Here is a 26,523-nt window from a genome sequence, read left to right as displayed (position 1 = left end):
TACCGAGATCGCGTTCCCCGGGTTGTCCCGGTCAAACGCTTCTCGCCTCGGTGGACTCCATCGCGATGATCGCACCGTCCTTGCCCTCCGAGGCGTTGGCCGGTCCCAGCGGAACGCACGACACGCGGACGAGAACCGCGCGGCCGCGCCGGTTGACGGCCTCGATCTGGGCCTCCCCCGGCTCCCCGGCCAGCGCCCCGCGCAGCATCGGCCGCAGCCGCTCGAACGGCAGGCCGATGTCCAGGTTGAGGAAGTGCTGGCCGATCACCTCGTTGGGACGCAGGCCCCAGAGCTCCACGGCCTGCCGGTTCCACGTCCGGATCCGCAGGTCCTGGTCGACCACGGCGACGCCCGCGCGCAGGCTGGTCAGCACGGCATCGAGGAACGCGTTGGTCTCGTCCAGCTGGTCGGTGCTGAACCGGAGCTGGTCATTGATGGTCTGCAGCTCGTCGTTGGTGGACTGGAGCTCCTCGTTGATGGTCTCCAGCTCCTCGTTGGTCGACTGGAGCTCCTCGTTGGTGGTCTCCAGCTCCTCCACGGTCGACTGCAGTTCCTCGTTGGTGGTCTCCAGCTCCTCGTTGGTCGACTGCAGTTCCTCGTACGCGGTCTCGAGCTGCTGGTTGGCGTGCTCCAGGTCGTCCTGGAGGTGCCGCGCGACGGTGACGTCCTGGAAGACCACGTGCACGCCGAGCAGGCTGCCGTCGGCATCGGTGAGGGGGCTGAGCTGCACCTCCAGGTGGGTGATGTCGCCACCCCGGTTCCATTCGACGCCGGTGACACGCACCGTCCGGCGCTCGACCTGGGCCTGCTCGATCGAGCGCCGCAATTCGACCGGGCGGTACGACAGGTCGAGATCGCGGAACGGGCGGCCGACGTCCCGGGTCGAGACGCCGAACACCTTCTCCAGCTGGCGGTTGGTGATCGCGATCAACCCGTCGGCGGTGAGCACCATCTGGGCCAGCGGGTTCACCGCGAACGCCTCGCTCCGCAGCTGATCGAGGTGGGTCATCGGGCCTGGTGGCAGTCGCGGGTAGTCGGCGGGATCGGACCCGGCCGGTGGCGTCGCCCGCGGCGCCCGGCGGAACACCCGGCGCTTGAGGTCGACCGGCGTGAACAACCGGCCGTGGCTGAGCAGCATCTCGGCCTTGCCCAGGAACAGGGCCCCGCCGTCGTTCAGGGCGAAGTGGAACCGGCGGAGGATCTTGGCCTGCGTCTCCGCGTTGAAGTACATCAGCGTGTTACGGCAGGTCAGCAGGTCGATCCGGGAGATCGGCGCGTCCTGCACCAGGTCGTTGCGACCGAAGATCACGCAGCGCCGGATGTCCTTGCGGAACATGAAGCGGTCGCCGGCCGGCTCGAAATAGCGTTTCCGCAGCTCGGCCGGCACCGCCTCGATGTCCCGCGCGGTGTACACGGCCTGCCGCGCGTCGTTGAGCTGCTCCTCGTCGACGTCGGTGGCATAGATCTTGACGCGGTCCCGGAACGCCTCCGGCCCCATCGTCTCGGCCAGCACCATGGCCAGCGTGTAGGCCTCCTCGCCGGACGCGCAGCCGGCACACCAGATCCGGATCACCGCTTCCGGGGGCTTGGCCGCCAGCAGCGGGCCGAGCACCTCGGCCCGCAGGTAGTCCCACGCGTCCAGGTCGCGGAAGAAGCCGGTCACGTTGATCAGGATCGTGTTGAACAGCGCGGTGAACTCGTCCGGGTGAACCTGGAGGTGGTCGAGGTAGTCCGGGTAGCCGGCCACGTCGACCTGGCTGAGCCGCCGATCGACCCGGCGCACCAGGCTGGACCGCTTGTAGCCGGTGAAGTCGAAGCCCCGCACCTCTTTGAGATAGGTCAGCAGCGATTCGAAGCCGGGATCGGTGGGTTCCATGAGGCCTTCCGGTGCGTCAGCGGCGCGATGACGTTAGCGCACGCCGGGCGCCGGATCGGTCAGCGTGCCTGGACCGCCGGTCGGCGGCGCGGGATCGTCCGTCGCGGGCAGCGAGGAGCCCACCTGCGAGATCAGCTGACGGATGGTCTGGCCCGCCGCCTCGGCGTCGGCCGCGATCCGGCGGAACCGGTCGCCGCTGGACCCGTGCCGCCGCTGATCCCGCCCGGCCAGCCGCCGGCTGAGCGCCGACTTCTCCTCCAGGGCACGCAGCGCCATCCAGAGCGCGCCCTCGAGGGCGATCGCCTGCTCGTCCAGCAGGCTCTCCGGCGACCAGGCGTGCCCGACCCGGCAGCGGTACCGAGGCGTCCGGTCGACATCGATCTGGAACAACGCCCCGCCGCACGACGGACAGCCGTAGCCGGACGGCGGCAGGGCCAGCTCGTCGGAGGTGAGCGGGCCCAGCTCCGACATGCTGACCTCGGCGTCCAGCATGGCGTCGGACAGCCGGGCCTGCGTGTTCTCGGGCAGGTCCATGGCGGTGATCCCAGCGATCAGGCCGCCGAGCTTGGCGGCGGACTCGACGTGCTCGGTGTCCACCTCGGCGAGAGCGGCGCGCGGCATCCAGGGGTAGAGGGCGTCGTCCGGGTCCTGGACCACCGCGGTGCCGCCCCGCCCCACGATGCTGGACAGCCCGGCGGCCCCGTCGTCACGGGAGCCGGAGAGCACCACACCGACCGCCCGGGGGCCGACCGCCCGCGCCACCGACCGGAACAGCGGGTCGACCGCGGGCCGATGACCGTTCTCGGCCGGTCCACGGGTCAGCCGGAGGTGGCCGTCCAGCAGCAGCAGGTGGTGGTCGTTGGGGGCCACGTAGATCCGGCCCCCGCGCAGGTGCTCGCCGTCGACGGCGGTCGCCGCGGGCAGCGGGCCACTGCGGCTGAGGATGCCCGGGAGGGCGCTGGGAGCGTCGCGTGGCACATGCAGCACCACCAGCACAGCGCCCGGGTAGTTCGGCGGCAGCCCGCCGACCAGCGCACGCAACGCCTCGACGCCCCCCGCGGAGGCGCCGACCGCGACCACATCTCGATGACCCGCCATCGGTCTGTCATACCCCCGGACCCCGAGATTACGCCTCGTGTCGACCCGTGCCGCATCGATCCGGCCCGGGTAGGGTGAGAGCAGTTCCTCGACCCGGGAGTACGGGATGACACCTCGTCAGCTCTCCCTCGACTCGGTGGGCGAGCCGATCTTCCAGGTTGTCGAGCCGAGTCACGCCGGCCACGACGGTTCCGTCCTCGCCGTGACCGGTGAGCTCGACCGCGACACCGCCGGCCTGCTGCTCGATGCGCTGGTCCGGGCGCCGGGCGCCGGCGGCACGATCGCCCTCGACCTCGCCGGCCTGACATTCATCGACGCCGCCGGCGCCCGTTCCCTGCTCGCCTGCCGGTCCATCGCGGCCGGGCACGGCATGATGCTCACCGTGCGCAACCTGCGCCCCGCCGTCCGCCGGGTGCTCGAGATCCTCGACATCCTGGGCCGTCTCGAAACCCCCTGAGCGCGACCACGCACGCGGCGCGGCCGGGACTCCCCGGCCGCGCCGCTTCGTGTCACGCCGACTCGAACACCGTGAACTGCGTGCCGGCCGCCGTGCCCTCGATGACCGTGCCCTTGTCGTCGGCGCCGGCGTCCACCCGGACGTTGGCCTCGAACTCGGTCCACGCCGAGTCGGTGAGGAACGGGAAGGTCAGCGTGGCCGACGCCCCCGCGGCCAGCGGCTCGGCCTGGCACACCGTCTTGTCCCGCTGCCCGAACACCACCGGGCAGTCGCTCCACAGCGTGTGCTCCGGCGTGCCGGCGCTGCTCGGGAAGCTGATCAGCGGGTACGGGACGGCCCGCTTGGTCAGGTTGGTGATCGTGACGGTGGTGCTGCCCCGCCGGAACCCGTCCTCCTCCACCGGCCCGTACCGCAGGTCGGTGGCGGTGATGTCGAAGGCGCCGGTCAGCTTGGCGAACGACACCCGGTAGCTGGTCCGGCTGACGGTGCCGGCCTCGACGTTCCCGTCCCGGTCGAGACCCTTTTCGATGCGTACGTGAGCCACTCCGCCCGGCGGCCGCTGGTTGGTGCCCCACGGCAGCGTGAGCGTGGTGGTCTCCCCCGCCGCGATCGGCTCCGTGATGCAGACGAGCTCGTTGGAACGCCCGAACATCACCGGGCAGCCGCTCCAGTCGGCGTGCATGGCGTGGTCCCGCCCGTTCACCGGGAACGTCAGGACCGGGAACTCGATCGCCTCCGACGTGGTGTTGGTGAAGGTGACTGTGTTCTGAGCCGACCGCCACCCGTTGAGGTCGGGCTGCCCGTACTTCAGGTCGGTGGCCGAGATCGTGAACGGCCCGTCGGCCGGCGCCGCGACCGCGGCCCCTGCCCCGCTCAGCGCCACGAACGCACCGACCAACGCCGCGACCACGCCGCGGCGAATCCCCCGTGTCATGTTGTGCCTTCCGCTTTCTCCCGCGGACCCCCGTGGTCCACTCCGGACCGAAATGCAACCAGACGCCGTCAAGCCCCGTGGTCGCGGGAGTCAGCAGGCCTTGACCCAGGCGCACTCGACGTCGTCGGCGGGGGCTGACGCGGGCGGCGCGATGCGGGCCGTGGCCGGCGTCGAGGCGCCGGCGTTGGCCAGGGTCACGGCGGCGGCGTCGAGGATGGGTGTGGCGCTCACCAGGGACGTGTTGACCAGCATGGCGAAGACCAGGCGGCGGCCCGAGGCGTCGGTGACGTAGCCGGACAGGGCGTTGACGCCGGTCAGGCTGCCGGTCTTGGCGTGCACGTTGCCGGCCGCGCGGGTGCCGGTCATGCGGCTGCGGAGGGTTCCGCCGACCAGGCGGTCGGGCTGGCCGGCGATCGGCAGGGCGGCGTACCAGGTGGTGAACCACGGGCGGGTCTGTGCGGCCAGCAGGGCGGTGGTGAGCTGGCGGGTGGTCAGCCAGTCGCGGCGGCTCAGGCCGGAGCCCTCCACCGAACGGATCACCGCGGTGTTGACGCCCAGCGCGGACACGGCGCCGTCGATCGCGCGCATGCCGGCCGGCCAGGAGGCCTCGCCGGAGGCCTGCCGGCCCATGGTCTTGACCAGGACCTCGGCGTGGATGTTGTTGGACAGCTTGAGGAACGGGGTCAGCATCTCGCTCAGGGGCATCGACTGGTCGGTCGCCACGATCTTGGCGTCCGCCGGGGTGGCGCCCGTCGTCACGCGGCCGCGGAGTTTGACGCCGTGGCGGGCCAGGGCGTCGCGGAAGACCGAGGTCGCGTACGCCGTGGGGTCCTCGACCGACAGATAGTCCTGGCCGGCCGTGGTCGCGCCGGCCGGGACCGAGCCGGTCACCAGGATCGTGTTGGTGCCGTGCGACCGGACCGCCGACAGGGTGTTGGCGCTGCCGGGCGCGCCGGTGGTCGCCCGGTTGACGACCCGGACGTAATGGTTCGGCGGGACCAGGGTGATCGCGGCCCGCGCGCCGGCCGCCGGGCCGGGGCGGGACTCCACGATGACGGCGCCGCCGTCATAGTCGGTGTCGGGGGCCAGGGTCAGGGCCGAGATCGGGGCGGCGTACGAGTACGGCTCGTCGTCCCAGGCCCAGTCGGTGCCCAGCGGGACGTCGTCGAACCAGGTGTCGTCGGCCACCAGGTCGCCGCGGACCACCCGGACCCCGGAGCGGGCCACCTGGGTGGCCAGGGCGTCGAGGTCGCTCGCCAGCACGGTCGGGTCGCCGGTGCCGCGCAGGTAGAGGTCGCCGTGGTGGGTGAGCACGTCGGTGTGGAAGCGGTGGCCGGGCCCGAGGAGCTCGAGGGCGGCGATCGAGGTGAGGACCTTCTGGTTGGAGGCGGGGATCAGCCGCTGGTTGACGGCCCGTTCGTACAGTGAGGCGCCGGTCGCCGCGTCGCGGACCTCCACACCGGTCGTCGCGCCGGCCAGCCGGGCGTCGGCGAAGACCTGGTCGAGGGCGGCGGTGAGGGCCGGATCGCCGGGGGCGCCGGACACCTGGGACGCCGGGCCGACCGCGCCGACCAGCGCCACGACCGCACTCACGATGAGGATTCGCCTACCCCTGGTGACCATGGGGGTCAGCATAGGGGCAGCCTGGTCAGTTCCGCTGACCCACGGCGTGGAAACGATCCGGTGCGTCGTCGTAGCTGAGCAGGGACCAGCCGGTGCGGGACATCACCGCGGGCAGGACGTCGGCGGCGAGCAGTTCGGACGGATCGAGGGTGCGGCCGTGGCGGGCGGCCAGGGTGGCCCGGCCGGTCGGGTGGAAGAGGATCAGGCGGCCGCCGGGGCGGGTGATCCGGGCCAGTTCGGACAGCGCCTCGTCCTGCTCGGGCAGATGTGTCACCAGGCCCGCGGCGAACAGCGCGTCGGCCGTACCCGTCGCGAACGGCAGTTGACGGGCGTCGCCCTGCACCAGGGTGGCGGCGGAGGCTCGCGCCCGCCCGGCCGCGACCTGGAGCATCTCGGGCGTGTGGTCGACGCCGATGACCGTGCCGGCCGGCCCGACCGCGTCCCGCAACGGCGGCAGCGCCCGGCCGGTGCCGCAGCCGATGTCGATGGCCACGCCGCCGGGCCGGACCGACGAGGACGAGACCGCCGCCGTGTACGCCGGGAGATCGTCGCCGAACTTGGCGTCCCAGCGCGCCGCCCGCACCGCGAAGAACGCCCGTGACTCGGTGCTGTACCAGCGCTCGGCCGGCAGCCGGGCCGGGTCGGCGTGGCTCAGGATCGGCCACGACGGGTCGGACAGGTCGACGACGGCGGCGACGTCGTCCCGGCGGCCGTCCGAGCGCGAGGTACGCGCCCGGACGACCACGTCACCGGACGGCGAGACCTCGATCGAGCGGGCGCGCAGCCGGGCGGCGAGCAGGGCGGCCGCCTCGGCCGGACCGTCCACCGCGATCACGCCGGTCGGTCCCGCCGCGGCGGCCAGGTAGGTCAGCACGGTGTCCCAGCGGCGGTCGCTCATCCGTACAGGATGTCACTGCTCCCGAAGGGTGATGGCGACCGCCGGGCAGAGGGCGGCGGCCTGGCGCACGTCCTCGGCCGACGAGGCGTCCGAGGCATCGACGAGCAGGAACGCCACGCCGTCCTCGTCGCGCTGGTCGAAGACCTCGGGGGCGGTCATCACGCACTGGCCGGAGGCAACACACTTGTCCTGATCGATGTCGATGTTCATCGGATCTACCACCTCACCGGGAGTTCGTGGACGCCGTAGATGACGCTGTCGTGCTTGAACGGGATGCGGTCGCGGTCGACGGCCAGCGCCAGCGTGGGAACGCGCCGGTAGAGCGTGCGGTAGACCACCTGGAGCTCGACCCGGGCGAGCGGCTGGCCGAGGCACTGGTGCACGCCGAACCCGAAGGCCACGTGCCGCCGGGCGTCCCGGGTGACGTCGAGGCGGTCGGGGTCGTCGAAGACCGACGGGTCGCGGTTGCCGATGTCGTTGGCCATGATCAGGCCCTCGCCGGCGCGGACCAGCCGACCGGCCACCTCGAGGTCTTCCAGCGCGACCCGGCGCCGTCCGTTGTGGGTGATGTTGAGGTACCTCAGCAGCTCCTCGACCGCGCCCGCGATCACCTTGGGGTCGTCGGTGTCACGCAGGAGGGCGAGCTGCGACGGGTTGTCCAGCAGCGCCATCGTGCCCAGCGCGATCATGTTGGCGGTGGTCTCGTGCCCGGCGATCAGCAGCAGCACGCCGATGCCGGCCGCGTCGCCGCGGGTCAGCTCGCCGGCCCGGACCCGCTCGAGCAGGCCCGAGAGCAGGTCGTCGCCGGGCCGCTCCAGCTTCTCGGCCAGCAGATCGTCGAGATAGTCGTGCAGCGCCTGGAACGCCGCCCCGCGCTGCTCGATCGGCGCCGACCGGCTGATCAGCTGTCTGCTGTTGTGCTGGAAGAGATCATGGTCGCGGTACGGGACCCCGAGCAGCTCACAGATCACCAGCGAGGGTACGGGCAGCGCGAACGCCTCGACCAGGTCCACCGGGTTCGGCCCGGCGAGCATGGCGTCGATGCGGTCGTCCACGATCCGCTGGATGGCCGGGCGCATCGCCTCGACCCGCTTGATCATGAACGGCGCGGTGACCATCTTCCGCAGGCGGGCGTGCTCCGGATCGTCCATCAGGATGAAGCCGATCTTGCCCGGGCCCTCGCGGACCGGGCCGCCACGCGGGTAGCCGGGGTGCGTCATGTCCGAGCTGACCCGGCGGTCGGCGAGCACGGCGCGCTGGTCGGCGTGCCGGGTCACCACCCAGGCGGTGGCGCCGTCGGGCAGCCGTACCCGGGCGATCGGAGCCTCTTCCTGTAGTTCCTTGAGCGCCGGCGGCGGGTCGAACGGGCACCCGGCGGCCCGAGGCATCGGAAATTCACGGACATCTGTGTCGGGCATGGAGCGTCCTTCCCTAGCGGGGACGTATCACCGCGAATCAGCCAACCGCACCCGCCGCCCTCAATCAAGTGACTGACTTAGGCACAGAGCGCCTATTCTGACCATCACCATGAGTTCCCCGCCGCGAGTCAGCCGTACCGAACAGGTGTCGCACACGCGCGGGCTGATCCTGGCCGCCGCCGAGCGCCTGTTCGCCGAGCACGGTGTCATCGCGGTCTCCAACCGGCAGATCAGCGAGGCCGCCGGCCAGGGCAACAACACCGCCGTCGGCTACCACTTCGGCACCAAGGCCGACCTGGTCCGCGCCATCATCCAGCGCCACTCCGGCCCGATGGAGAAACAGCGGGAAGAGCTCCTTCGGCGGTACGCCCGGAGCACGGCCCTGCGCGACTGGGTCACCTGCGTGGTGCTGCCGTTCACCGCGCACCTGGCCTCGCTGGGACCACCCACCTGGTACGCCCGCTTCGCCGCCCAGCTGCTCACCGAACCCCAGCTGCGCGAGCTGGCCAGCGTCGAGATGCACGACGCCCCGACGCTGCACGCCGTCGTCGCCGGCCTGAACCGCTGCCTGCCCGGCCTGTCCCCGCCGGTCCGGGCCGACCGGGGCGAGATGGCCCACACGCTGCTGGTCCACCTGTGTGCCCAGCGCGAACGCACGCTGCCCGCCGACCCCGCGGCCGCCGCCGAGGTCTGGTCGGCGACGGCGGCCGGTCTCGTCGACGCGATCGAGGGTCTGTTCCGAGCCCCGGTCACCCGCTGATCCACAGTGGCGCGTAGGCTGCGCGATCGTTCGTGCCGCTTGCCCAACGGGGATTGTCGATTTGTCGCACTCACAGACGTTCTCCGAGGTCACCGCCGCTATTCCGGCGCAGCGGCGGCCTCCGGCACGCTCCACTGTGAGCATCGGCGTCCGCGCCGCCTGGCCCGCGGTCGCCCTCTACGCCGGACTCCGCCTGGTCGGCCTGGTGCTCGCCGCGCTCTTCGCCGCCGACCAGGGCAAGAGCTTGTGGACGATGCTCGGCCGGTACGACGCGATCTGGTACGCCGACATCGCCTCGAACGGCTACGACACCGCCATCCCGCTTAAACCGGACGGGTCCCTCGGGCTCACCGACCTGGCGTTCTTCCCGCTCTACCCCGGACTGACCGCGCTGCTCGACCCGGTCCTCCCCGGCGGCGCCCGCGGCGCCGGCATCCTGCTGTCCTGGCTGGCCGGCCTCGGCGCCGCCTGGGCCCTGTACGCGATCGGCGCCCACCTGCGCGACCGCGCCACCGGCATCATCCTGGCCGGCCTGTGGGCGGTGATCCCGCACGCGATCGTCCAGTCGATGGGCTACACCGAAACCCTGTTCACCGGCCTGACCGCCTGGGCCCTGTACGCCACCCTCCGTCGCAAGTGGCTGACCGCCGGCCTGCTCTGCCTGCTGGCCGGCCTGACCAGGCCGACCGCCGCCGCCGTGGTCCTGGTCGTCGGCCTCAGCGCCCTGCTGGCCGTGATCGGCCGCCGCGACGGCTGGCGTCCCTGGCTGGGCGGTCTGCTCGCGCCGCTGGGCCTGCTCGGCTACATGGCCTGGGTCGGCTACCGCCTGGGCCGCCCCGACGGCTACTTCCACGTCCAGAACGACGCCTGGAAGATGTCGTACGACGCCGGCTCGTACACCGTGAGCACCACCCACGGCCTGCTCACCAAGGCCAACCCGCTGGCCTTCTACACCGTCGTCCTGGTCCTGCTGGTGGCCGTGGCCCTCCTGGTCATCCTCCTGTTCGACCGCGTCCCGTGGCAGCTGACCGTCTACGCGGCCGCCATCGTGGCCATGTCCCTGTTCGGCGACGGCTACTACAACGCCAAGGCCCGTCTCCTGATCCCGGCCTTCCCCCTGCTCATCCCGATAGCGTTCGCCCTGGCCCAGGCCCGCCGCCACGTCACCATCACGGTCCTGGCCCTGCTGACCGTGATCTCGGCCGGCTACGGCGTCTACCTCATGATGGTCTGGGGCTACTCGCCGTAGGCCGGGGGCCGGCGCAGACGAAGGCGCCCATCACGATCGGGCTGGTCAGCCTGCCACCCTGCCGGTTGGCCCACTCGGCCGCGACCTGCGACGCGGCGCCATCGAGGTCGGCGCCCGTCTTCTCCACGGCGGCACGGAACCGCCCCGTCGTGCGGTAGGCCGCGACCAGCTCGGCGGCGTCCGCGAACACCTGCTGGTCGCGGAAGGTGTGCAGGGTGACGTCGTGGAACGACCGGCGCAGCACCGCCTCGCCGTTGCGCAGGGAGAACGTGGACGGTTCCGCCGGCTCGGCCGGGGCGCCGATCCGGTCCAGGGCCGCCCGGTGCAGGTCGATCACCGCCACCGGGATGTCGTCGGCGTTCGTGGTGGCCACGAGAACACCGGCCGGGCGGGTCACCCGGGCCAGCTCCCGGACGCCTCGATCGAGGTCGGGCAGGTGGTACAGCACGTGGTTGGCCAGCACCAGGTCGAAGCGGCCGGCCGGGAAGGGCAGCGCCTGGATGTCGGCCACCAGCGTCCCGACCGTCACACCCCGCTGGACGGCCGCCCGGGTGATCGTGCGGAGCATGCCGTCGAACAGGTCGGCCGCGACCACCCGGGCCGGCCGGTCGGCGAGGCGCTGCGCGACCGGCAGCGTGAAGCGGCCGACCCCCGCCCCCGCGTCGAGCACATCGCCGACCTTACGAAGATCGAGACGCTCGAGGACCCAGCCGGCGAAACCGGCGCCGGCGTAGGTCTGCTGCCGATCACGAAGGAGATCGGGGTCGGCGTAGAAGGTCCGGAGGTTCTCCGGCGCCGTTTCGGAAGTCACCCCGATGGCCTACCACACGCCGGACTTGACGGCGTCTGGCGGCTATTGTCCGTTTGTTCGACAAGTCACAGGAATGGACGTATCCCCGAAGTCCGCACAACGTTTCCTCCGGACACGGCATCTGACCGTTCGTGCGAATCACACATTGGAGAGTCGCGGCAGCCGCGGCCTCTCTCGTCGCGATCGTCGTCGTCACGGCGGCGCACGTGACGGACATGGGGGAAAAGCTGACGGGTGGGCCGGAACCGGCCTGGCCGACCATCCAGGCGTCCGATGCGCGATGCGGTCCACCGGCCGCCGACCGCGTCGCGGACACCGGCCGGGTCACGGTGAACCTGCCGCCGGCCAAGCCGTTCATCGTCGGCCGCATCCCGGCCGAGACCTGGCGCCGTACACCGATCGGGGATCTGAGCTGGAAACTGAAGTTCCTGGGCCTGTCCTGGATGCGGCCGATCGCCGGGCGCGCGCACGCCGACGGCCAGACCGCGGTGCTCGACGCGCTGGTCGCCCAGGCCGTCGCGTTCCACCAGGAGAACCCGGACACCGGCCGCCAGGCCGAGGGCTGGGACGAGGGCACGGCCATGCGCCGGCTGGAGGCCGAGAACTGCCTGTACACGCTGACCCGGTCGGCGGATCTGGTGCCGGGCATGGAGGCCGACGCGGCGGTGCAGTTCAGCGGCCGCTACTACGGCCCGCCGCACCACACCGTGCACAACCACGGGCTGATGGCCAACCTTCAGCTGGTACGGGCGGCCGACCTGCTGCACCGCGCCGGCTGGAAGCGGAACGCGCTCGACCGGATCGCCCGGGAGGCGCCGCGAGCCTTCTCGCCGATGGGTACGTCACTCGAGCAGTCGGCGCAGTACCAGCACGTCAACGCGGTGCTGTGGGCGGAGGCGGCCGACCTGCTGGAGACCTCGCCGGGCAGCCGGGACACGGCCTCGAAGATCCGCCGGACGGTCGACGACGCGTACCGGATGCTGGCCTGGATGACCCAGCCGGACGGGAACCTGGTGCAGTTCGGCGACTCGGACGAGGGCAAGGGCCGGCCGCTTGATCTGGGCGCGACCCCGTCGGTACGCGACGACGTGGCCGGGTTCTTCGGCGGGCGGTGGAGCTGGACCGACCCGGAAACCACGCACTACACGGTCCGCTACGGTCCGGACCGCCGCGCGCACGGGCACCGCGACCAGGCCGGCGGCGTGACCTTCTGGGCCGACGGCGTCCGGGTGCTGGTCGGGGCGGGGCGGCACAGCTACAACCACGACGATCCCTTCCGGACGTATCAGCTGACGCCCCAGGGCGAGAACGTGGCCGTACCCGAACCGGGTTTTGTCGCCGGGGGCAAGGCCAAGCTCACCGAGGCGTCGATCACTCCGCAGAAGCACATCGTGACCGTGCGGGACGAGTTGTTCCTGGTGCCGCACACCCGCGCGATCGAGGTCGAGCCGGGCAGCATGACGGTGTCCGACTCGTTCGAGAACACCGAGAAGTGGAGCCAGTCGTGGCACCTCGATCCGAAGTGGAAGCTGACCAGCCGCTCCGGTGACTGGATGGTGTTCAAGCACCCGGGCGGGCGCACGCTCACGGTCACCACGACCGGCCGGATCGCCAAGGTGCAGCGGGGCGCGGTCGGCACCGAGACGGCCGGCTGGCATTTCCCGTCGGCGGGGGTGAAGCAGCCCGCCTACCAGATCACCATCGCCAACAACGGCCGCGAGTGCACCACCCGCTTCCAGGTGCGTTAGACCATCGCCGACGGTTGCTTCGGCAGTTCCGCCGGCGGAGCTGCCGGGGCCGGGCGCCGCGTGGACAGCCAGCAGCCCACGGCGACCAACCCGAAACCCACCAGGGTGTGTACGCCGAACCTCTCGTTCAGCAGGACCACGCCGAGGAGCACGGCGACGACCGGGTTCGCGTACGTGACCAGGCCGGCCCGGCTGGGCCCGGCGATCGCGATCAGCTCGTAGAAGGCCAGCATCGCCAGCGCCGTGCAGAGCAGCCCGAGCGCGACCAGCGCGGCCCAGGACAGCGCGTGCACCGGGGCCGTGGGCAGGGTCAGCAGGCCGATCGGGGCCAGCAGCACCGCGGCGACCGAGGTGGTGCCGGCCGCGAGCGCCTCCGGCGGCAGGCCGGCCGCGCGGCGCTGCACCATGATCGTCGCCACCGCGTAGCTGAGCGCGGCGAGCAGCACCATCCCGGCGCCGAGCAGGCCGAGCCGGTCGCCGGAGACGTCCAGCCCGACCAGCACGGCCACGCCGGCGAAGCCGACCACGAGACCGGCCGCGCGGCCGGGGGTCAGGGGTTCGCGGCGGATCATCAGCAGGGCGATGGCCGCGGGCTCGATCGCGATGAGCAGGCCGGTCAGGGACGAGGAGATGTGCGTCTCGCCGTACGTGATCAGCAGGAACGGGATCACCACGTGGATCACCGCGATGGCGGCCACGGTGCCGTACCGGCCGCGCAGGGCCCGCAACGAGCCCCGCCGCGCGGCGATCGGCACCAGCACCAGGGCGGCGATGGCGACCCGGCCGGCGACCACGAGGCCCGGCGACAGGTCTTCGATGGCGACCTTGATGAGCAGGTACGGGATGCCCCACAGGACGGAGACCAGGACGAAGAGGGACCAAGCTCGGCGATTCACAAGGTCCAGCCTCTCGGCGTACGGTATTAAGCGGTAGTGGCGACTTGCTTGTGCCGTGTTAAGGAGCGCTAATGATCGACGTACGCCGCCTCCAGATCCTGGCCGAGGTGGCCCGGCACGGCAGCTTCAACCGGGCGGCGGCCGAACTCCGGCTCACCCCGTCGGCCGTGTCCCAGCAGATCAGCGCGCTCGAGCGGGCGGTCGGCTCGGCGGTGGTCGAGCGCAGCACCCGCGGTGTCGAGCTGACCGAGGCCGGGCGGCTGCTCGTCGCGTCGGCCGAGGCCGTGACCGCGGAGCTTTCGCGTACGCGGAAAGAGCTCGACCGCCTCGCCCACGCCCGCACCGACCGGATGACCGTCGCCACGTTCACCAGCGGCGGCCAGCGACTCCTGCCCGCCGCGCTCCGGCGCCTGGCCGCCGAGCGCCCCGGCGTCGAGTTCACCGTGCTCGAGCAGGAGCCGGAAGACAGCCTTCCGCAGGTCCGCTCGGGCGCCGCCGACCTGGCCCTGGTCTACCACTTCGACGGCCCGCCACCGGTCGGCCCCGACGACCGCACCGGCCTGATCTGGACCCCGCTGATGGACGACCCGATGTTCGTGGTGCTGCCCGCCGCCCACCCGCTGGCCGGTCGCGACACGCTGACCATCGCCGAGCTGGCCGGCGAGCGCTGGGTGCACGGCTGCCTGGAGATGGGCGACATGCTCGACCGCTACGCGGCGATGGCCGGCTACGAGCCGCGCGTGGCCTGCCGTGGCACCGACTACGTCTTCGCCCAGTCGCTGGTGCGGGCCGAGGTCGGCATCAGCATGATCCCGCAGGTGGCGCTGGTCGCCGACCAGGGCGGGCTGGTGCCGGTGCCGCTCACGCCGCCCGGCCCGACCCGCTACGTCGGCGTGGTGACGGCCCGGCGCCGCCGCCCCGACCCGCTGACCGAGGCGCTGCTGCAGTCGCTGCGCGACACGGTCGCCGCCCTTCCCGCCGCGGTGTAGCCGTAGCTGTTGAATGTCGGCATGAGGCATGAGCTCGCACGTCCGCGGAAGGCCCGTCCCGGGGACCAGATCGCCGTCATCTCGCCGTCCTTCGCCGCGGCAGGCGCCTATCCCCAGCTTCACGAGCAGGCCATGCGACGGCTCGCCGACGTGACCGGCCTCGTTCCGGTCGAATACCCGACCACCCGGGTCGTCGGCGCGGCACCGGAGGCGCGAGCGGCGGACATCAACGCCGCCTTCGCCGACCCGCAGGTCCGCGGCGTTCTCGCCGTCATCGGAGGCGAGGATCAGATCACGGTCATCCCGCACCTGGACGCCGGCCTCGCCCGAGCCGATCCGAAACCGTTCCTCGGCACGAGCGACAACACCAACCTGCACCACTGGCTCTGGGCCCTGGGTCTCGCCAGTTTCTACGGCGGATCGTCGCAGGTTCACCTCGGTCCGGGCCCGGCCGTGGACGACATCCACGCGCGGTCGTTGCGGGCGGCGCTGCTCACCGGAGAGCGGTTGGAGATCACCGATCCGGGCGAATCCGAGGACTACGGAATCGACTGGGCCGATCCGCGGGCCCTCGAGTCCTTCGGGGAACGTGAGCCGACCGAGCCGTGGAGCTGGTTCGGGCCGCGGCGGTCCGTCACCGGCGCCACCTGGGGAGGCTGCCTCGAAGTCATCCAGTGGATTCTGACGGCCGGGCGGTTCCCGTTCCCCCCGGAGGTTCTGCGAGGCGGGGTGCTGATCATCGAGACGTCGGAGGAGCTGATGCCCGCCCGCGAGGTCGGCTGGATCGTCCGTTCCCTCGGCGAGCGTGGCCTCCTCGGCATGGTCGACGCGGTCGTGGTCGCACGTCCGCCGGTCTCGGATCCCACCCGGCGACCGGCCGCCGCGCATCGGGCGCGGTTGCGTGAACAACAGCGGGATGCGGTTGTCGAGGTGGTGACTCGCTACAACCCCGAGGCGGTCGTCTGCGTCGGGGTGCCGTTCGGCCACACCCGGCCGCAATGGATCCTGCCGCACGGTGGTCAGGTCACCGTTGACGGCGCGGAGCGCAGGATCTTCGCCGACTATCGCTAGGAATCGCCCCGATCCCGCGATTCTGCGCCCACGCCCACGTCATTTCTCACCCACTCCCAGGACCGACCCACCCCACTCCCAGGACCGACCCACCGACCGCCAGGACCGACTCCCCCACTGCCAGGACCGACGCAATCCTGACAGGACCGACGTGCTCGGTTCAGGTGGTGCGGTAGGCGGTGAAGGTCACCCGCCTGCGCAGGGCGAAGCCGATCGACTCGTAGAGGCGGATCGCCGACAGGTTCCGGGCCGAGGCGTGCAGGAACGGGGTCTCGCCGCGGGCGTGGATGCCGTCGGCCACGGCCCGGACCAGCCGGGTGGCGTAGCCGCGCCCGCGGAAGGCGGGATCGGTGCACACCGCGCTGATCTCGGTCCAGCCCGGCGGGTGCAGCCGCTCGCCGGCCATCGCCACGAGCCGGCCGCCGTGGCGCAGGCCCAGGTAGGTGCCCATCTCGATGGTCCGGGGCAGGAACGGGCCGGGCTCGGTGCGCCGGACCAGATCCAGCATCTCGGGCACGTCGGCCGGGCCGAGCAGCAGCGCCTCCGGGTCGGGTTCGGTGCGCAGCGCCACGTCGACCAGTTGGACGCCCTCGAAGGCGAGGCCGCGTTCCCAGCCGGGATGCTCCGCCTCGCTCACCCCGGCCAGGGTGATCTCGGCGCCCGGCCCGATCAGTGCGGCCAGGTCGGCCCACGCCACGGGATCGCGCGAGTCGGCGAGGCCGTGCCAGGGCGCGACATCGGGCTGATAGCGCCCGGCTCTCCCGCGTACCTCGGCCAACTTGGCATGTGGGCCGTTCAGCGAGGCCCACGCGGGTTGTCCAGCACGTCCCGGCCGACCGTCTCGGCGATGCTCATCGTCACTTCCCGTCGATCGTCCGGCCGGCCCGCGCTATCGCAGGCTGGGGTAGGACGAACTGCTCGCGCCGGCGGTGTGCACCGCGCGGACCTCGATCAGGTCGCCGAGGATGGTCGCCCGGTCGAAGACGATCGGCGTGTCGCCGCCGGCGTAGGTGATGCGGTCGCTGTAGAGCACCGGAGTGCCCGCCGGCCGGTTCAGCAACGCGGAGAGGCTCTCCTCCAGCAGAGCCGGCGCCAGTCGCTCCTCGGCGCGGACGGGCGCCATCCCGGCCGAGGTCAGCGCGTCGTAGAGCGACGTCACGGTCAGGTCGGCCCCGGCCAGCAGCCGTGCGACCCGCTCGGGAAGCCACGACGTCTGGTGGATCGCCGGGGTGGCCCCGAGCCGGCGGAGGCGCTCGATGCGCAACCCGGACGCCCCGCCCTGGGCCGGCTCGCTCCCGGCAATGTCGCCACGTCTAGCGTGCACCGGGTCGCCATTGCCACGCCCGGCGGGCACGCCGGCGATGTCGCCGCGGCCGGTGGGCGGACCGGCTATGTCGCCACGGCCGGCGGACGGACCGGCGATCTCGCCACGCTCGGTGGGCAGGCCGAGTTGCTCGGCCACCCACTCAGGCAGGGGACCCTCCTGCCGGGCCAGCACGATGGTGTCGACCGTGTGGCCCTGGGCCCGCAGGTCGTCGGAGAGGCTCCGCAGCGGGCCCATCGTGTGCGCCGCCTTCGGGCCCGACACGAACGTTCCGCGGCCCGGCTCCTGGCTCACCAGCCCCTGGTCGGTGAGCAGCCCCAACGCCTGCCGCAGGGTCATCAGCGTGACGCCGTAGGAGGCGCTCAGCTCGCGCTGGGGCGGCAGGGCCTGGCCGGGGCGGAACTCGCCGATCGCGATGCGGCTCTGAAGATCGGCGGCGATCGTGGCGTACTTCGGCTCTCGCCGCTCGCCGTCTCGCACCGCCACGGGCTGCTCCGTCAATCATCGGGCCCGTCCAGCGCCGCGCGCATCTCGGCGACACGGACCCCGACATCGGCCGGCGAGGCGCCCTCGAGCACCTGCTGCATCAAGGTCGACGCCACGATAACACCGTCGGCCCGGGCAGCCGCGGCACGCGCGCCGGCCGGCGAGGACACGCCGAACCCGAGCAGCACCGGCAGATCGGTCACCGCCTTGACGTTCTGCGCCAGCTCCCCCGCCGTGGCCGGCAGCGCCTCCCGCGCGCCGGTGGTTCCCATCACGCTGACGGCGTACACGAAGCCCCGGCTCCGCCCGGCGATCTCGCGCCGGCGCCCGGGCGGGGTGGCCGGCGACACGAGCAGCACCAGGTCGAGCCCGGTGGCCGCCGCCGACAACTCGTCCACCTCGTCGATCGGCACGTCCGGCACGATGAGCCCGGCGACGCCGGCGTCCCGCAGGGCCGAGCAGAACCACTCGGCGCCCCGGCGGAAGACCAGGTTCGCGTAGGTCATCGCGACCAGCGGCACCCGCAGGTCGAGCCGCGCCACGTCGCGGAGGATGCCGTCGACCGTGGCCCCTCGGGCGAGCGCGGTGTCCGAGGCGCGCTGGATGGCCGGGCCGTCGAGCATCGGGTCGGAGAACGGCAGCCCGATCTCCACCACATCGGCCCCGGCATCGGCCGCGGCGTGCAGATAGTCGGTCCAGTTCGCGGTCAGCCCACCGGTCACATAGGGGACGAGCAGCTTCCGCCCCGAGTCGCGGACCCCGCGAGTGTGCTTCTCCAACGTGTTCATGCCAGCTCCATCAGGGTCGCCATGTCTTTGTCGCCTCGGCCGGACACCGTCACCAGCACGCAAGCCCCGGCCGGGATCTCGCCGGCGGCCACCGCGTTGATCAGCCAGGCGACGGCGTGGGCGGACTCGAGGGCGCAGATGATTCCCTCGGCGCGGGCGAGCCGGTGGACGGCCGCGACCACGTCGGTGTCGCCGACCGTGACGTAACGCGCCTGCCCGGTGCTCGCGAACCAGGCGTGTTCCGGGCCGACGCCGGGGTAGTCGAGTCCTGGCGCGATCGAGTGGGCCTCGGCGATCTGGCCCTCCGCGTCCTGCAGGAGGCGGGTGCGGAACCCGTGCAGGATGCCGTCCGAACCTCTGGTCACGGCCGCGCCGCCCTCGGCCTCGACGCCGATCAGGGCGGCGTCGGTGTCGAGGAAGCCGGCGAACGTGCCCGCCGCGTTGGACCCGCCACCGACACAGGCCACCACGAAGTCGGGCACGGCCGGGACCTGGCGGCGGGCCTCGTCGCCGATGACCCGCTGGAACTCACGCACCATCACCGGGTAGGGGTGTGGGCCCATCACCGAGCCGAGGCAGTAGTGGCTGTCGTCCACCGCACCCACCCAATGTCGTAGCGCCTCGGTGCAGGCGTCCTTGAGCGTGCGGCTGCCCGTGGTCACCGGGACGACCTCGGCCCCGAGCGTCCGCATGCGAAAGACGTTGAGCGCTTGCCGCTCGATGTCACGCTCACCCATGAAGACGGTCGTCGGCAGGCCGAGCAACGCACCGGCGGTGGCGGTGGCGACGCCGTGTGAGCCGGCGCCGGTCTCGGCGATGAGCCTTCGCTTGCCCATCCGCTCGGCGAGCAGCGCCTGACCGAGCACATTGTTGATCTTGTGGGACCCGGTGTGGGCCAGGTCTTCGCGCTTCAGCAGGACGGTGACGCCCAACTCGGCCGACAGCCGCAGAGCCGGCGTCAACGGCGTGGGCCGGCCCGCATAGTCGCCAAGGAGACCGGACAGCCGGTCGCGGAACGCGGTGTCACCCCACGCCTCGTGGAACGCCCGCTCCAGCTCTTCGCAGGCTCCCACCAGCGACTCCGGGATGAAGCGCCCACCGTACCCACCGAACCGGCCGGGCCGGGCGGCCACTGTTCTAGAACTCATGGCAGTATGTGTAGCACATAGAAGGCCAGAGTTCTAGAACGAGGAAAAATCGTGAGGCTGAGCGTTCAGATGCCGGTCCGTCCGCGGGTCGGTAACGTGACCGGCGTGGATGCACTGGCAGGGTTTCCGGACAGGTTCGAGGTCGGAGTGTCGACGGCGGCCTATCAGATCGAGGGTGCGGTCACCGAGGATGGGCGCGGGCCTTCGGTGTGGGACACGTTCGCGCACACGCCGGGGCGGGTGAAGAACGGCGACACCGGCGACGTTGCCTGCGACCACTACCACCGCTGGCCCGAAGACGTCGCCCTGATGGCCGACCTGGGCGTGGACGCCTACCGCTTCTCGATCTCCTGGCCGCGCGTGCAGCCCACCGGCAGCGGCGCGCTCAACACCCCCGGCCTCGACTTCTACGACCGGCTGGTCGACGCGTTGCTCCAGCGTGGGATCGCCCCGCTGCCGACGCTGTTCCACTGGGACCTGCCGCAGGCGCTCGAGGACGAGGGCGGGTGGCTGAGCCGGGCGACGGCCGAGCGGTTCGCCGAGTACGCCGGGCACGTCGCCGACCGCCTCGGCGACCGGGTGCGCCGGTGGATCACGCTGAACGAGCCGGTCGTGCACATGGCCGAGGGACACGCGTGGGGTGGCGGCGCCCCGGGGCACAGCCTGATGTTCGGCGCGTTGCCGGTGGCCCACCACCAGCTGCTCGGGCACGGCCTGGCGGCCCGGGTGCTGCGCGAGCGCGGCGCGACCCAGGTGATGATCACGAACAACTGCACTCCGGTGCTGCCGGCCAGCGACGACGAGGCCGACGTGATGGCGGCGGCCATGTACGACAGCTTCCACAACCGGCTCTTCAACGACCCGATCCTGCTCGGCGCCTACCCCGAGATGCTCGCCTCCTTCCTCGGCGACCTGGTGCAGGAGGGTGACCTGGAGATCATCCACGCACCGCTGGACGCGCTCGGGATCAACTACTACAACCCGACCCGCATCGCGGCCGCGGCGCCCGACGCCGACCTGCCGTTCGACCCGCAGCCGATCGAGGGCGTGCCGATCACCGCCTTCGGCTGGCCCGTGGTGCCGGGCGGCCTGCGCGACCTGCTCGTCGGCCTGAAAGACACCTACGGTGAGGCGCTACCGCCGATCTACATCACCGAGAACGGCTGCTCGACCGCCGACGGCACCGACGACGCCTTCCGCATCGACTACCTGCGCGGCCACCTCGACGCCCTGAAGAGCGCCATCGACGCCGGCGTGGACGTGCGCGGGTACTTCATCTGGTCGCTGATGGACAACTTCGAGTGGTCCGAGGGCTACAGCCAGCGGTTCGGCCTGGTCCGCGTCGACTTCGAGACCCAGGAGCGCACTCCGAAGGACTCCTTCCGCTGGCTGCGCACCGCCCTGGCCGCGCGAAAGCCGGCGTAACGCGCGGAGTCGGCTGCGCGTTACGCCGGAGTCAGGACCGGCGTAACGGCCTCAGCCGCCCGGCGCGTGGTTCGGAGTCACGCCGGCGTAGCGGGCCTGAGCCGCCCCACGCGCCGGCCGGAGCCACGCCGGCATCATGGCCTGAGCCGCCCGCCTTGTCGGCCGGGAGTCGAGCCGGCGCAACGCGTTGGGCCGGCCGCGCGTTGCGCGGCGGCCGGAGGTCTGGACGGACGAGGCCGGGAACGGGCGGCCCGGCCGACTATGAGCGCCGTTCGGGCGATGCCGATCAGACGAGTGTGCACTGTGTACTGTTCCGTGGCGATGTAACCGAGATGCGCACGGGCGCACCTCTTCTGTCGCCTCAGGACGGTCCTTCATGGTCAGCACGATCCCCGCGGGGACGATGCCCTCGGCGACCGAGTCGTGGGCCGAGCAGCGGCCGGGCTGGGACCGGCGGATCGTGTCGCTCTTCGCCGTCGTCGCCTTCCTGGTCGCCGTGTTCGGCTGGATGGCCTTCGCGATGGTCACGGCCGCGCGGGAGCAGTCGCCGTCCTCGGACGAGCCGGTCTATGTCGGGGCGGCGGTCGTCCAGGTCGAGCGGCACAGCCTGGCCTACAACTTCGAGCATCCGCCGCTGGCCAAGCTGATCGTCGGGCTCGTCCTGGCCGACAACGACATCCACGCGCCGGCGAACCCGGACGGGAACCAATGGGTGCTCGGGCGCTCGGTCATCTATGGCCAGGGATACGGCGCCGAGCGGGTGCTGTTCCTGGCGCGGCTGCCGATCATCGTGCTGACCATGCTGTTCGGGCTGGTGGTGTTCCACTTCGGGCGCGACCTCGGCGGGTTCTGGGGTGGGGTGGTGGCGCTGACGCTCTACGCCTTCACGCCGGACGTGCTGGCTCACGGGTCGCTGGTCGGACTCGACCTGCCGGTGGCCGGGTTTCTGCTGACCACGGTCTGGTTGCTGTGGCGGGCGCGGCTCCGGCCGTACGTCTGTCTGCCGCTGGCCGGGGTGGCGCTGGGCGCGGCCATCGCCACCAAGATGAACGCGTTGGCGGCGGTGCCGCTGGTGGTGATCTGGTGGGCCGGGTGGCTGGTGGAACGGCGCCGGGGACGATGGTGGACCGCGATTCTCGGCGGCATGGCCGGAGCGATCGGCGTGGTGGCCGTCGCGGTCGGGGTCGTCTGGCTGTGTTACTACGCCGTCGATCCGGCGCTGCGGTGGAACCCGATCTTCGTCAAGGGGCTGAGCGATCCGCTGGTGGCGATGTTGCCGTTCCCGCGGCCGTTCCTGGACGGCATGAACTATCAGCTGAGCCTGGAGAGCCGGGACTTCAGCGGATTCCTGCTGGGCGAGTGGTACAGCGGTCATCGGTGGTACTACCTTCCGGCCGCGCTGCTGATCAAGGAACCGCTGGGGTTGCTGGGCCTGGGTCTGGCGGCGGTGTTCAGCCGGCGGGGATGGGTCGCGCTGGTTCCGGCGGTGGTCCTGCTCGGCGCGGCGATGACGGGCACGCGGGACTGGGGCGTCCGCTACGCGATCGTCGTGCCCATCCTGTTCGCCGTCGCCGCGGCCGGCCTCTTCCGGCGCAAGCCCCCCGAAGCGCCGACCAGGAAGGAAAAGCCGACCACGGCGAGGCCGGCCAGAAACGAAGCACCGACCAACGCGGAACCGGCGGAGCTGGACACCCCGGCCGGGAAGGAGGCGCTGGTCAAGGCCAGGAGAGGAGCCCTGGTCAAGGTGAGGGCGGTGCTGATTTCGGTGATCGTGTTGTCGGTCGTGGTCAGCACGGTCCGGGCGTTTCCGTATTACCTGCCGTACTCGAATGAGGCGTTCGGCGGGCCGGCGAAGACCTATCTGCGACTGACCGACTCCAACGTCGATTGGGGGCAGGATCTGGGGCGGCTCGGCGAGAGGCTGCGGCGTGACTATCCCGGGGAGCCGGTGTGGCTGGTCTATCGGGGTAGCGGGGACCCCGGCTACTACGGGATCACCGCGCGGGACCCGATGAAGGTCCCGCCCGGTGAGGTCCGCGGTCTGCTGGTGGTGCCGGCTCGATTCCTGCCGGACGCGAAGCCTGAGCTCCGCGTCCTGATCGACACCAGCACCCCGGTCGGCGATGTCGGCCACTCGATCCTGATCTACCGCCGATAGAGGCCGGCGGCAGGGCCACGGGTAGAGCCGGCGGTGGGGGCAAAGGGCGAGGACAGAAGGCGGAGGCGGAAGGGCGAAAGCGGTAGGCGAAGAGGGAAGGGCGAAGGGCGAAGGCGGCAGCGGTCAGGCCTACCGGCCGTAGGCCTCCACTTCGTAGATGGAGAAGCCGTAGGACGTCGCGCGGGTCTGGCCGAACGCCCGCAGGTAGCGGGCCGTTCGGGCGCGGAACGTGACGGTGTCCAGGCCGCCGTCGCCGGCGGTCACCGTGGCCGCGGTGGTCCAGGTCGTGCCGTCGGTTGAGGTTTCGATGCGGTACGTGGACGCGTACGCCGACTCCCACCGGATCAACGTCCTGGCCACCGTGCGGGACGCGCCCAGGTCGACGCGCAGCCACTGGTTGTCCGCCCACGAGCTGGCCCACCGCGAGCCGGGGTTGCCGTCGACCGCGTTGGCCGCGGGATTGCCGAGCTGCGTGCTCGACGCGGTCGCCGGGCGGCCGACGGCCAGGTTCGTGATGTCGTCGCCGCGTCCGGCCGGGAACGAGATGACCTGCTGGTAGGTGGGACGGTTCTGCCAGGCGATCATCCGGTGCTTGATGCCGCCGAGCGGCGACTGCACGATCGCGTCGGCGCACCACTGGTCGCCGGCCGCGCAGAACGAGTCGGCCGGGTAGGTGGTGGCGGCCGGCTCGGCGAGCGCCCCGGACAGGCTCGACAGCAGCCCCGCCCGGCAGGCCGGCACGGCCCCGCCGCCGCAGAAGGACGTCGGCCAGCCGGGCACCGCGTCGCCCAGCACCGACCGCAGGTCCTTGTCGACCCAGCTCCACCAGCCGTACTGGAACGAGGATCCCTTGTGCCCCTGCGACTCGTTGGCCGAGGTGGGCAGCGTCGACACCGGCCCGGTCTGCCCGCCCGACGGCGACTCGTTGATCTGCAACGTGTCCACCAGCGAGGTGAACAGCGGGGAGCCGAGCGGCGCCTGGAACGCGGCCACCACCAGCCGCGGCCACCAGGCGTCGAAGAGCCGGATCGCCTCCGCGTCGCGATAGACGCGAGAGCCGGTCCCGGTCTCCTGCCGATGGGCCCCGGCGGCCAGCCAGGCCCGCAGTGTGGTGAGGGCGGCGGCCTGGGCCGGGTCGGTGACCGGCGCCGTGTCGATCACCCGCAGCAGCACCGGCAGCACGGAGGACCCCCGCAGGTCGACGGTCGCGGCGGATTGCACGAGGCGAAGAAGCGCCGCCCGGTCGTAGCGCTGCCCGGCGGCGATCCCGGCCGCCAGCGGCGCGTCCAGCAGGTCGCCCCGGTGCACGGAGCCGAAGCTGAAGTTGCCGTCCGCCGCCGAGTATCCCAGAGCCTGCTTGTTGTTCCAGCTGACGAAGTAGTCCTGGTTCACGGCCTGCGGATGCGCGGCGTCCGGCACATAGGAAGCGGTGTTGAGGGCCGGATCCCAACCTTGCCACTCGAACAAGGGAACAGCCCGGGTCGGCAGGTTCGGATCGGCCCCGGTGGCCCGCACCGGCTGGGCGCCGGAGGTGAACATCGCCGCGTCGGACGAGTTCACGTAGAACCAGTTGAAGGCGAACGAGATGGCCGAGGCGCTGTTCCGGAACGCGGCGGGCGTACCCATCTGGTCGGTCTCGTTGAACATCTGGAACCCGATCGCGGAGTCGGCCTCGTGCCGGTAGGTCGACCGGAGCTGGGTGAACGCGGTGGGCGCCCCGCCGACCAGCCCGCGCCACGAGACGAGGCCGTACCGGGTGCGTTGCACGGTCAGCCGGTAGGAGCCGGCCGCGGTGCCGTCGGCGGTGGTCGGCTTCCAGGAGTTGGTGCGGGTCAGGTTCTCCATCGGCAGGCACTGGCCGTGGTAGAGGTAGCTCGTCGAGTTGACCGTGGGCGCCGAGCCGTTGGCCTCGCACAGGGTCACCGCGAATGTGTCCGTGATGTCCTGGATGGACGAGGTGGCGCTCCACGCGTAATCGGTTCCGCGGCCGATCAGCGTGTAGAGGTTGAGGCCGCTGAACGCGATGCCCCGGGTGCGGATGCCCGGCCCGTTCAGCTCCTGGAGCATGAGCAGTTGCGGCGCGAAGTAGCCGGTCTGTGGTCCGAAGACCGCGACCGGGTGCCCGGTCGCGCTGTGTGCGGCGGAGACGATCGCCGCGTTGGACATGCCTTTATGAGAATCAAGGCTGAGGGTACGCAGGGAGTCCGCGATCGCCGAGGCTCCGGAGGCGCCGGTGGCCGCCGACCCGGTCCGGTCGAACACGATCGGGGCGGGCGTCGCGGTCCCGGCGTCCGGCATCGCGACCCCGGCCGCGTCCGGGTCGCCCCCGCCGTACGGGAAGGACTGCCCGTTGTGCAGGGTGAGCACGGTCTCGGGGTCGTTCTGCGACCGGAACTGCTGCCACACCTGATCGCCGGCGGTGGGGCCGTACTTGGCCCGCGCGGCGATCCGCACCAGCGCCGACTGCATCTCGTGCCCGCCGCCGCCACCGAAGAGCCCGCCGATGACGCCGCCGATCGCGATCAGGTCCTCGGGCACGAACGGTTCCGGCCCGCCCTCGTTGGTGATCGCGTCGAGGTGCCCGGTCAGCACGTACTCCCCCGGGCAGTCCCGGGCGGCCATGCAGTCGGCGATGTACTCGTTGATGCCGGCCAGGTAGCTCTGCACGTCGTCGTAGAGCTGCGCGCCGCGCGTACCCGTGTTGCGAAGGGTGTTGATCTGGGTGGTCAGGTCGCTCTCCAGGTAGGGCGAGGTACGCCAGACGCTCTGCTCGAGCTCGCGGTTGCCGTCGGCGCCACCGGCGAACGGGGTGAGCGTGCCCCGCCCGACGTGCCGCATCAGGTCCATCAGGAACAGCCGGTCCTGGGCGCCCGCATAGCCGGCGCCGAACATGGTCCCGGCCCGGGTGGTGCCGGTGATGTGCGGGATGCCGGCCTTCCGGTCGCGGACGATCGTGACGTCGGAGCGTGGCGTGATGGTCCGTTCGACGTCCCCGGCCGCGACACCGAAGGACCCGTCGTTGAAGAACGAGTTGATCTGGTCGCCGGTCAGGCCGGTGTATCGGTAGCCCAGGTCGGCGTACGGCGTGAGCTGGTCGTCGGAGTGCGGCGGCATGGTGCCGAACGCCTGGTTGGCGAGGATCTGGGCGAGATCGGCGTCACCGTTCTGGCCCGGCGGCAGGATGTCCGAGCACTCGCCGAGGCAGTAGTCGCCGGGGGAGAACGCGGCGGCGGCCGGTTCCGCGGGCAACGGGACGAGGAGGGAGGGTACGAGGAGGAGGACGAGGAGCGCGCGTCTGACCATGGGGACCTCGCAGAACACGAAGGTGTTTCACGAAGGTTAAGACTATGACGGCGGTTACGCCAT

22 protein-coding genes are annotated in these 26,523 nt (G+C 71.7%); 8 read left to right on the top strand and 14 right to left on the bottom strand.

Annotation, left to right across the window (positions count from 1 at the left end; translation table 11 throughout):
* Window positions 1-31: 31 nt before the first annotated feature.
* Together AB0M54_RS13575 and AB0M54_RS13570 are read right to left on the bottom strand one after the other, a co-directional pair.
* Window positions 32-1,876, bottom strand: coding sequence for a CheR family methyltransferase (locus tag AB0M54_RS13575; protein ID WP_364471000.1), 1,845 nt, complete (start codon window positions 1,874-1,876; stop codon window positions 32-34).
* 33 nt (window positions 1,877-1,909) lie between these two features.
* Window positions 1,910-2,974: a chemotaxis protein CheB gene (locus AB0M54_RS13570; protein ID WP_364470998.1), complete on the bottom strand. Its 1,065-nt coding sequence runs from the start codon at window positions 2,972-2,974 to the stop codon at window positions 1,910-1,912.
* 106 nt (window positions 2,975-3,080) lie between these two features.
* On the opposite strand from AB0M54_RS13570, the gene AB0M54_RS13565 reads away from it, so the two are divergent.
* The gene (locus tag AB0M54_RS13565; RefSeq protein WP_364470996.1) at window positions 3,081-3,431 is read left to right on the top strand and encodes an STAS domain-containing protein; all 351 of its coding nucleotides are present in this window, start codon (window positions 3,081-3,083) and stop codon (window positions 3,429-3,431) included.
* A gap of 52 nt (window positions 3,432-3,483) precedes the next feature.
* On the opposite strand, the gene AB0M54_RS13560 is transcribed toward AB0M54_RS13565, so the two are convergent.
* From AB0M54_RS13560 to AB0M54_RS13540, 5 genes are all read right to left on the bottom strand, one after another.
* Window positions 3,484-4,365: a hypothetical protein gene (locus tag AB0M54_RS13560; protein WP_364470994.1), complete on the bottom strand. Its 882-nt coding sequence runs from the start codon at window positions 4,363-4,365 to the stop codon at window positions 3,484-3,486.
* A 90-nt stretch (window positions 4,366-4,455) separates the two neighbouring features.
* A complete protein-coding gene (gene dacB / locus AB0M54_RS13555) occupies window positions 4,456-5,958 on the bottom strand; it encodes a D-alanyl-D-alanine carboxypeptidase/D-alanyl-D-alanine-endopeptidase (RefSeq protein WP_364470992.1) in 1,503 nt (500 codons plus the stop codon).
* Window positions 5,959-6,013: 55 nt separating this feature from the next.
* Window positions 6,014-6,886, bottom strand: a complete 873-nt coding sequence (locus AB0M54_RS13550) for a class I SAM-dependent methyltransferase (protein ID WP_364470990.1) — start codon at window positions 6,884-6,886, stop codon at window positions 6,014-6,016.
* A gap of 12 nt (window positions 6,887-6,898) precedes the next feature.
* Complete coding sequence (locus AB0M54_RS13545; protein WP_364317455.1) at window positions 6,899-7,096, bottom strand: ferredoxin; 198 nt, start codon at window positions 7,094-7,096, stop codon at window positions 6,899-6,901.
* A 5-nt stretch (window positions 7,097-7,101) separates the two neighbouring features.
* Complete coding sequence (locus AB0M54_RS13540; RefSeq protein ID WP_364470988.1) at window positions 7,102-8,304, bottom strand: cytochrome P450; 1,203 nt, start codon at window positions 8,302-8,304, stop codon at window positions 7,102-7,104.
* Between the two features lie 109 nt (window positions 8,305-8,413).
* On the opposite strand from AB0M54_RS13540, the gene AB0M54_RS13535 reads away from it, so the two are divergent.
* Together AB0M54_RS13535 and AB0M54_RS13530 are read left to right on the top strand one after the other, a co-directional pair.
* Window positions 8,414-9,064 (top strand): helix-turn-helix domain-containing protein, encoded by a 651-nt coding sequence (locus AB0M54_RS13535; protein WP_364470986.1) that lies wholly within the window; start codon window positions 8,414-8,416, stop codon window positions 9,062-9,064.
* A 136-nt stretch (window positions 9,065-9,200) separates the two neighbouring features.
* Complete coding sequence (locus tag AB0M54_RS13530) at window positions 9,201-10,313, top strand: hypothetical protein (RefSeq protein ID WP_364317461.1); 1,113 nt, start codon at window positions 9,201-9,203, stop codon at window positions 10,311-10,313.
* On the opposite strand, the gene AB0M54_RS13525 is transcribed toward AB0M54_RS13530, so the two are convergent.
* Window positions 10,285-11,124 carry a class I SAM-dependent methyltransferase gene (locus tag AB0M54_RS13525; protein ID WP_364470984.1) on the bottom strand — a complete coding sequence of 280 codons (840 nt, stop codon included), beginning with the start codon at window positions 11,122-11,124 and terminating at the stop codon, window positions 10,285-10,287. The genes AB0M54_RS13530 and AB0M54_RS13525 overlap by 29 nt on opposite strands.
* Window positions 11,125-11,339: 215 nt before the next feature.
* Between AB0M54_RS13525 and AB0M54_RS13520 the strand changes: the two genes are divergently transcribed.
* The gene (locus AB0M54_RS13520; protein WP_364470982.1) at window positions 11,340-12,872 is read left to right on the top strand and encodes a heparinase II/III family protein; all 1,533 of its coding nucleotides are present in this window, start codon (window positions 11,340-11,342) and stop codon (window positions 12,870-12,872) included.
* On the opposite strand, the gene AB0M54_RS13515 is transcribed toward AB0M54_RS13520, so the two are convergent.
* The gene (locus AB0M54_RS13515) at window positions 12,869-13,768 is read right to left on the bottom strand and encodes a DMT family transporter (protein WP_364317466.1); all 900 of its coding nucleotides are present in this window, start codon (window positions 13,766-13,768) and stop codon (window positions 12,869-12,871) included. The two genes, AB0M54_RS13520 and AB0M54_RS13515, sit on opposite strands and share 4 nt — an antisense overlap.
* Before the next feature lie 71 nt (window positions 13,769-13,839).
* On the opposite strand from AB0M54_RS13515, the gene AB0M54_RS13510 reads away from it, so the two are divergent.
* Both AB0M54_RS13510 and AB0M54_RS13505 read left to right on the top strand, forming a co-directional pair.
* Window positions 13,840-14,757, top strand: coding sequence for a LysR family transcriptional regulator (locus AB0M54_RS13510; protein WP_364470980.1), 918 nt, complete (start codon window positions 13,840-13,842; stop codon window positions 14,755-14,757).
* Between the two features lie 21 nt (window positions 14,758-14,778).
* The gene (locus AB0M54_RS13505) at window positions 14,779-15,828 is read left to right on the top strand and encodes a S66 peptidase family protein (RefSeq protein ID WP_364470978.1); all 1,050 of its coding nucleotides are present in this window, start codon (window positions 14,779-14,781) and stop codon (window positions 15,826-15,828) included.
* Window positions 15,829-15,988: 160 nt separating this feature from the next.
* Here the strand turns inward: AB0M54_RS13505 and AB0M54_RS13500 are convergent, their stop codons facing one another.
* The 4 genes from AB0M54_RS13500 to trpB form a co-directional block, all read right to left on the bottom strand.
* Window positions 15,989-16,606: a GNAT family N-acetyltransferase gene (locus AB0M54_RS13500; protein WP_364470976.1), complete on the bottom strand. Its 618-nt coding sequence runs from the start codon at window positions 16,604-16,606 to the stop codon at window positions 15,989-15,991.
* A gap of 111 nt (window positions 16,607-16,717) precedes the next feature.
* Complete coding sequence (locus tag AB0M54_RS13495; protein WP_364470974.1) at window positions 16,718-17,638, bottom strand: GntR family transcriptional regulator; 921 nt, start codon at window positions 17,636-17,638, stop codon at window positions 16,718-16,720.
* An 11-nt stretch (window positions 17,639-17,649) separates the two neighbouring features.
* Window positions 17,650-18,426 carry a tryptophan synthase subunit alpha gene (gene trpA / locus AB0M54_RS13490; protein WP_364470972.1) on the bottom strand — a complete coding sequence of 259 codons (777 nt, stop codon included), beginning with the start codon at window positions 18,424-18,426 and terminating at the stop codon, window positions 17,650-17,652.
* Window positions 18,423-19,574, bottom strand: a complete 1,152-nt coding sequence (gene trpB, locus AB0M54_RS13485) for a tryptophan synthase subunit beta (RefSeq protein WP_364470970.1) — start codon at window positions 19,572-19,574, stop codon at window positions 18,423-18,425. Before trpB ends, trpA begins: the two co-directional genes overlap by 4 nt.
* 105 nt (window positions 19,575-19,679) lie before the next feature.
* Here trpB and AB0M54_RS13480 point away from each other — a divergent pair, with 105 nt between their 5' ends.
* Together AB0M54_RS13480 and AB0M54_RS13475 are read left to right on the top strand one after the other, a co-directional pair.
* Complete coding sequence (locus AB0M54_RS13480) at window positions 19,680-20,999, top strand: GH1 family beta-glucosidase (RefSeq protein WP_364470968.1); 1,320 nt, start codon at window positions 19,680-19,682, stop codon at window positions 20,997-20,999.
* Window positions 21,000-21,375: 376 nt separating this feature from the next.
* Window positions 21,376-23,157, top strand: a complete 1,782-nt coding sequence (locus AB0M54_RS13475) for a phospholipid carrier-dependent glycosyltransferase (protein ID WP_364470966.1) — start codon at window positions 21,376-21,378, stop codon at window positions 23,155-23,157.
* A 129-nt stretch (window positions 23,158-23,286) separates the two neighbouring features.
* On the opposite strand, the gene AB0M54_RS13470 is transcribed toward AB0M54_RS13475, so the two are convergent.
* A complete protein-coding gene (locus AB0M54_RS13470; protein ID WP_364470964.1) occupies window positions 23,287-26,460 on the bottom strand; it encodes a penicillin acylase family protein in 3,174 nt (1,057 codons plus the stop codon).
* Window positions 26,461-26,523 lie beyond the last annotated feature (63 nt).

This window comes from Actinoplanes sp. NPDC051470 (assembly GCF_040682035.1).
GTDB lineage: Bacteria > Actinomycetota > Actinomycetes > Mycobacteriales > Micromonosporaceae > Actinoplanes.
The sequence above is the reverse complement of the archived record's forward strand: the minus strand, read 5'-3'. Positions and strand labels throughout refer to the sequence as shown.

What these genes read in the sequence shown, in the direction of transcription:
- AB0M54_RS13575 (WP_364471000.1), bottom strand. Translation starts at nt 1,876, where the DNA reads ATGGAACCCACCGATCCCGGCTTCGAATCGCTGCTGACCTATCTCAAA.
- AB0M54_RS13510 (WP_364470980.1), top strand. Translation starts at nt 13,840, where the DNA reads ATGATCGACGTACGCCGCCTCCAGATCCTGGCCGAGGTGGCCCGGCAC.
- trpA (WP_364470972.1), bottom strand. Translation starts at nt 18,426, where the DNA reads ATGAACACGTTGGAGAAGCACACTCGCGGGGTCCGCGACTCGGGGCGG.
- AB0M54_RS13505 (WP_364470978.1), top strand. Translation starts at nt 14,779, where the DNA reads ATGAGGCATGAGCTCGCACGTCCGCGGAAGGCCCGTCCCGGGGACCAG.
- trpB (WP_364470970.1), bottom strand. Translation starts at nt 19,574, where the DNA reads ATGAGTTCTAGAACAGTGGCCGCCCGGCCCGGCCGGTTCGGTGGGTAC.
- AB0M54_RS13565 (WP_364470996.1), top strand. Translation starts at nt 3,081, where the DNA reads ATGACACCTCGTCAGCTCTCCCTCGACTCGGTGGGCGAGCCGATCTTC.
- AB0M54_RS13550 (WP_364470990.1), bottom strand. Translation starts at nt 6,886, where the DNA reads ATGAGCGACCGCCGCTGGGACACCGTGCTGACCTACCTGGCCGCCGCG.
- AB0M54_RS13535 (WP_364470986.1), top strand. Translation starts at nt 8,414, where the DNA reads ATGAGTTCCCCGCCGCGAGTCAGCCGTACCGAACAGGTGTCGCACACG.
- AB0M54_RS13570 (WP_364470998.1), bottom strand. Translation starts at nt 2,974, where the DNA reads ATGGCGGGTCATCGAGATGTGGTCGCGGTCGGCGCCTCCGCGGGGGGC.
- AB0M54_RS13545 (WP_364317455.1), bottom strand. Translation starts at nt 7,096, where the DNA reads ATGAACATCGACATCGATCAGGACAAGTGTGTTGCCTCCGGCCAGTGC.
- AB0M54_RS13475 (WP_364470966.1), top strand. Translation starts at nt 21,376, where the DNA reads ATGGTCAGCACGATCCCCGCGGGGACGATGCCCTCGGCGACCGAGTCG.
- AB0M54_RS13540 (WP_364470988.1), bottom strand. Translation starts at nt 8,304, where the DNA reads ATGCCCGACACAGATGTCCGTGAATTTCCGATGCCTCGGGCCGCCGGG.
- AB0M54_RS13560 (WP_364470994.1), bottom strand. Translation starts at nt 4,365, where the DNA reads ATGACACGGGGGATTCGCCGCGGCGTGGTCGCGGCGTTGGTCGGTGCG.
- AB0M54_RS13470 (WP_364470964.1), bottom strand. Translation starts at nt 26,460, where the DNA reads ATGGTCAGACGCGCGCTCCTCGTCCTCCTCCTCGTACCCTCCCTCCTC.
- AB0M54_RS13520 (WP_364470982.1), top strand. Translation starts at nt 11,340, where the DNA reads ATGGGGGAAAAGCTGACGGGTGGGCCGGAACCGGCCTGGCCGACCATC.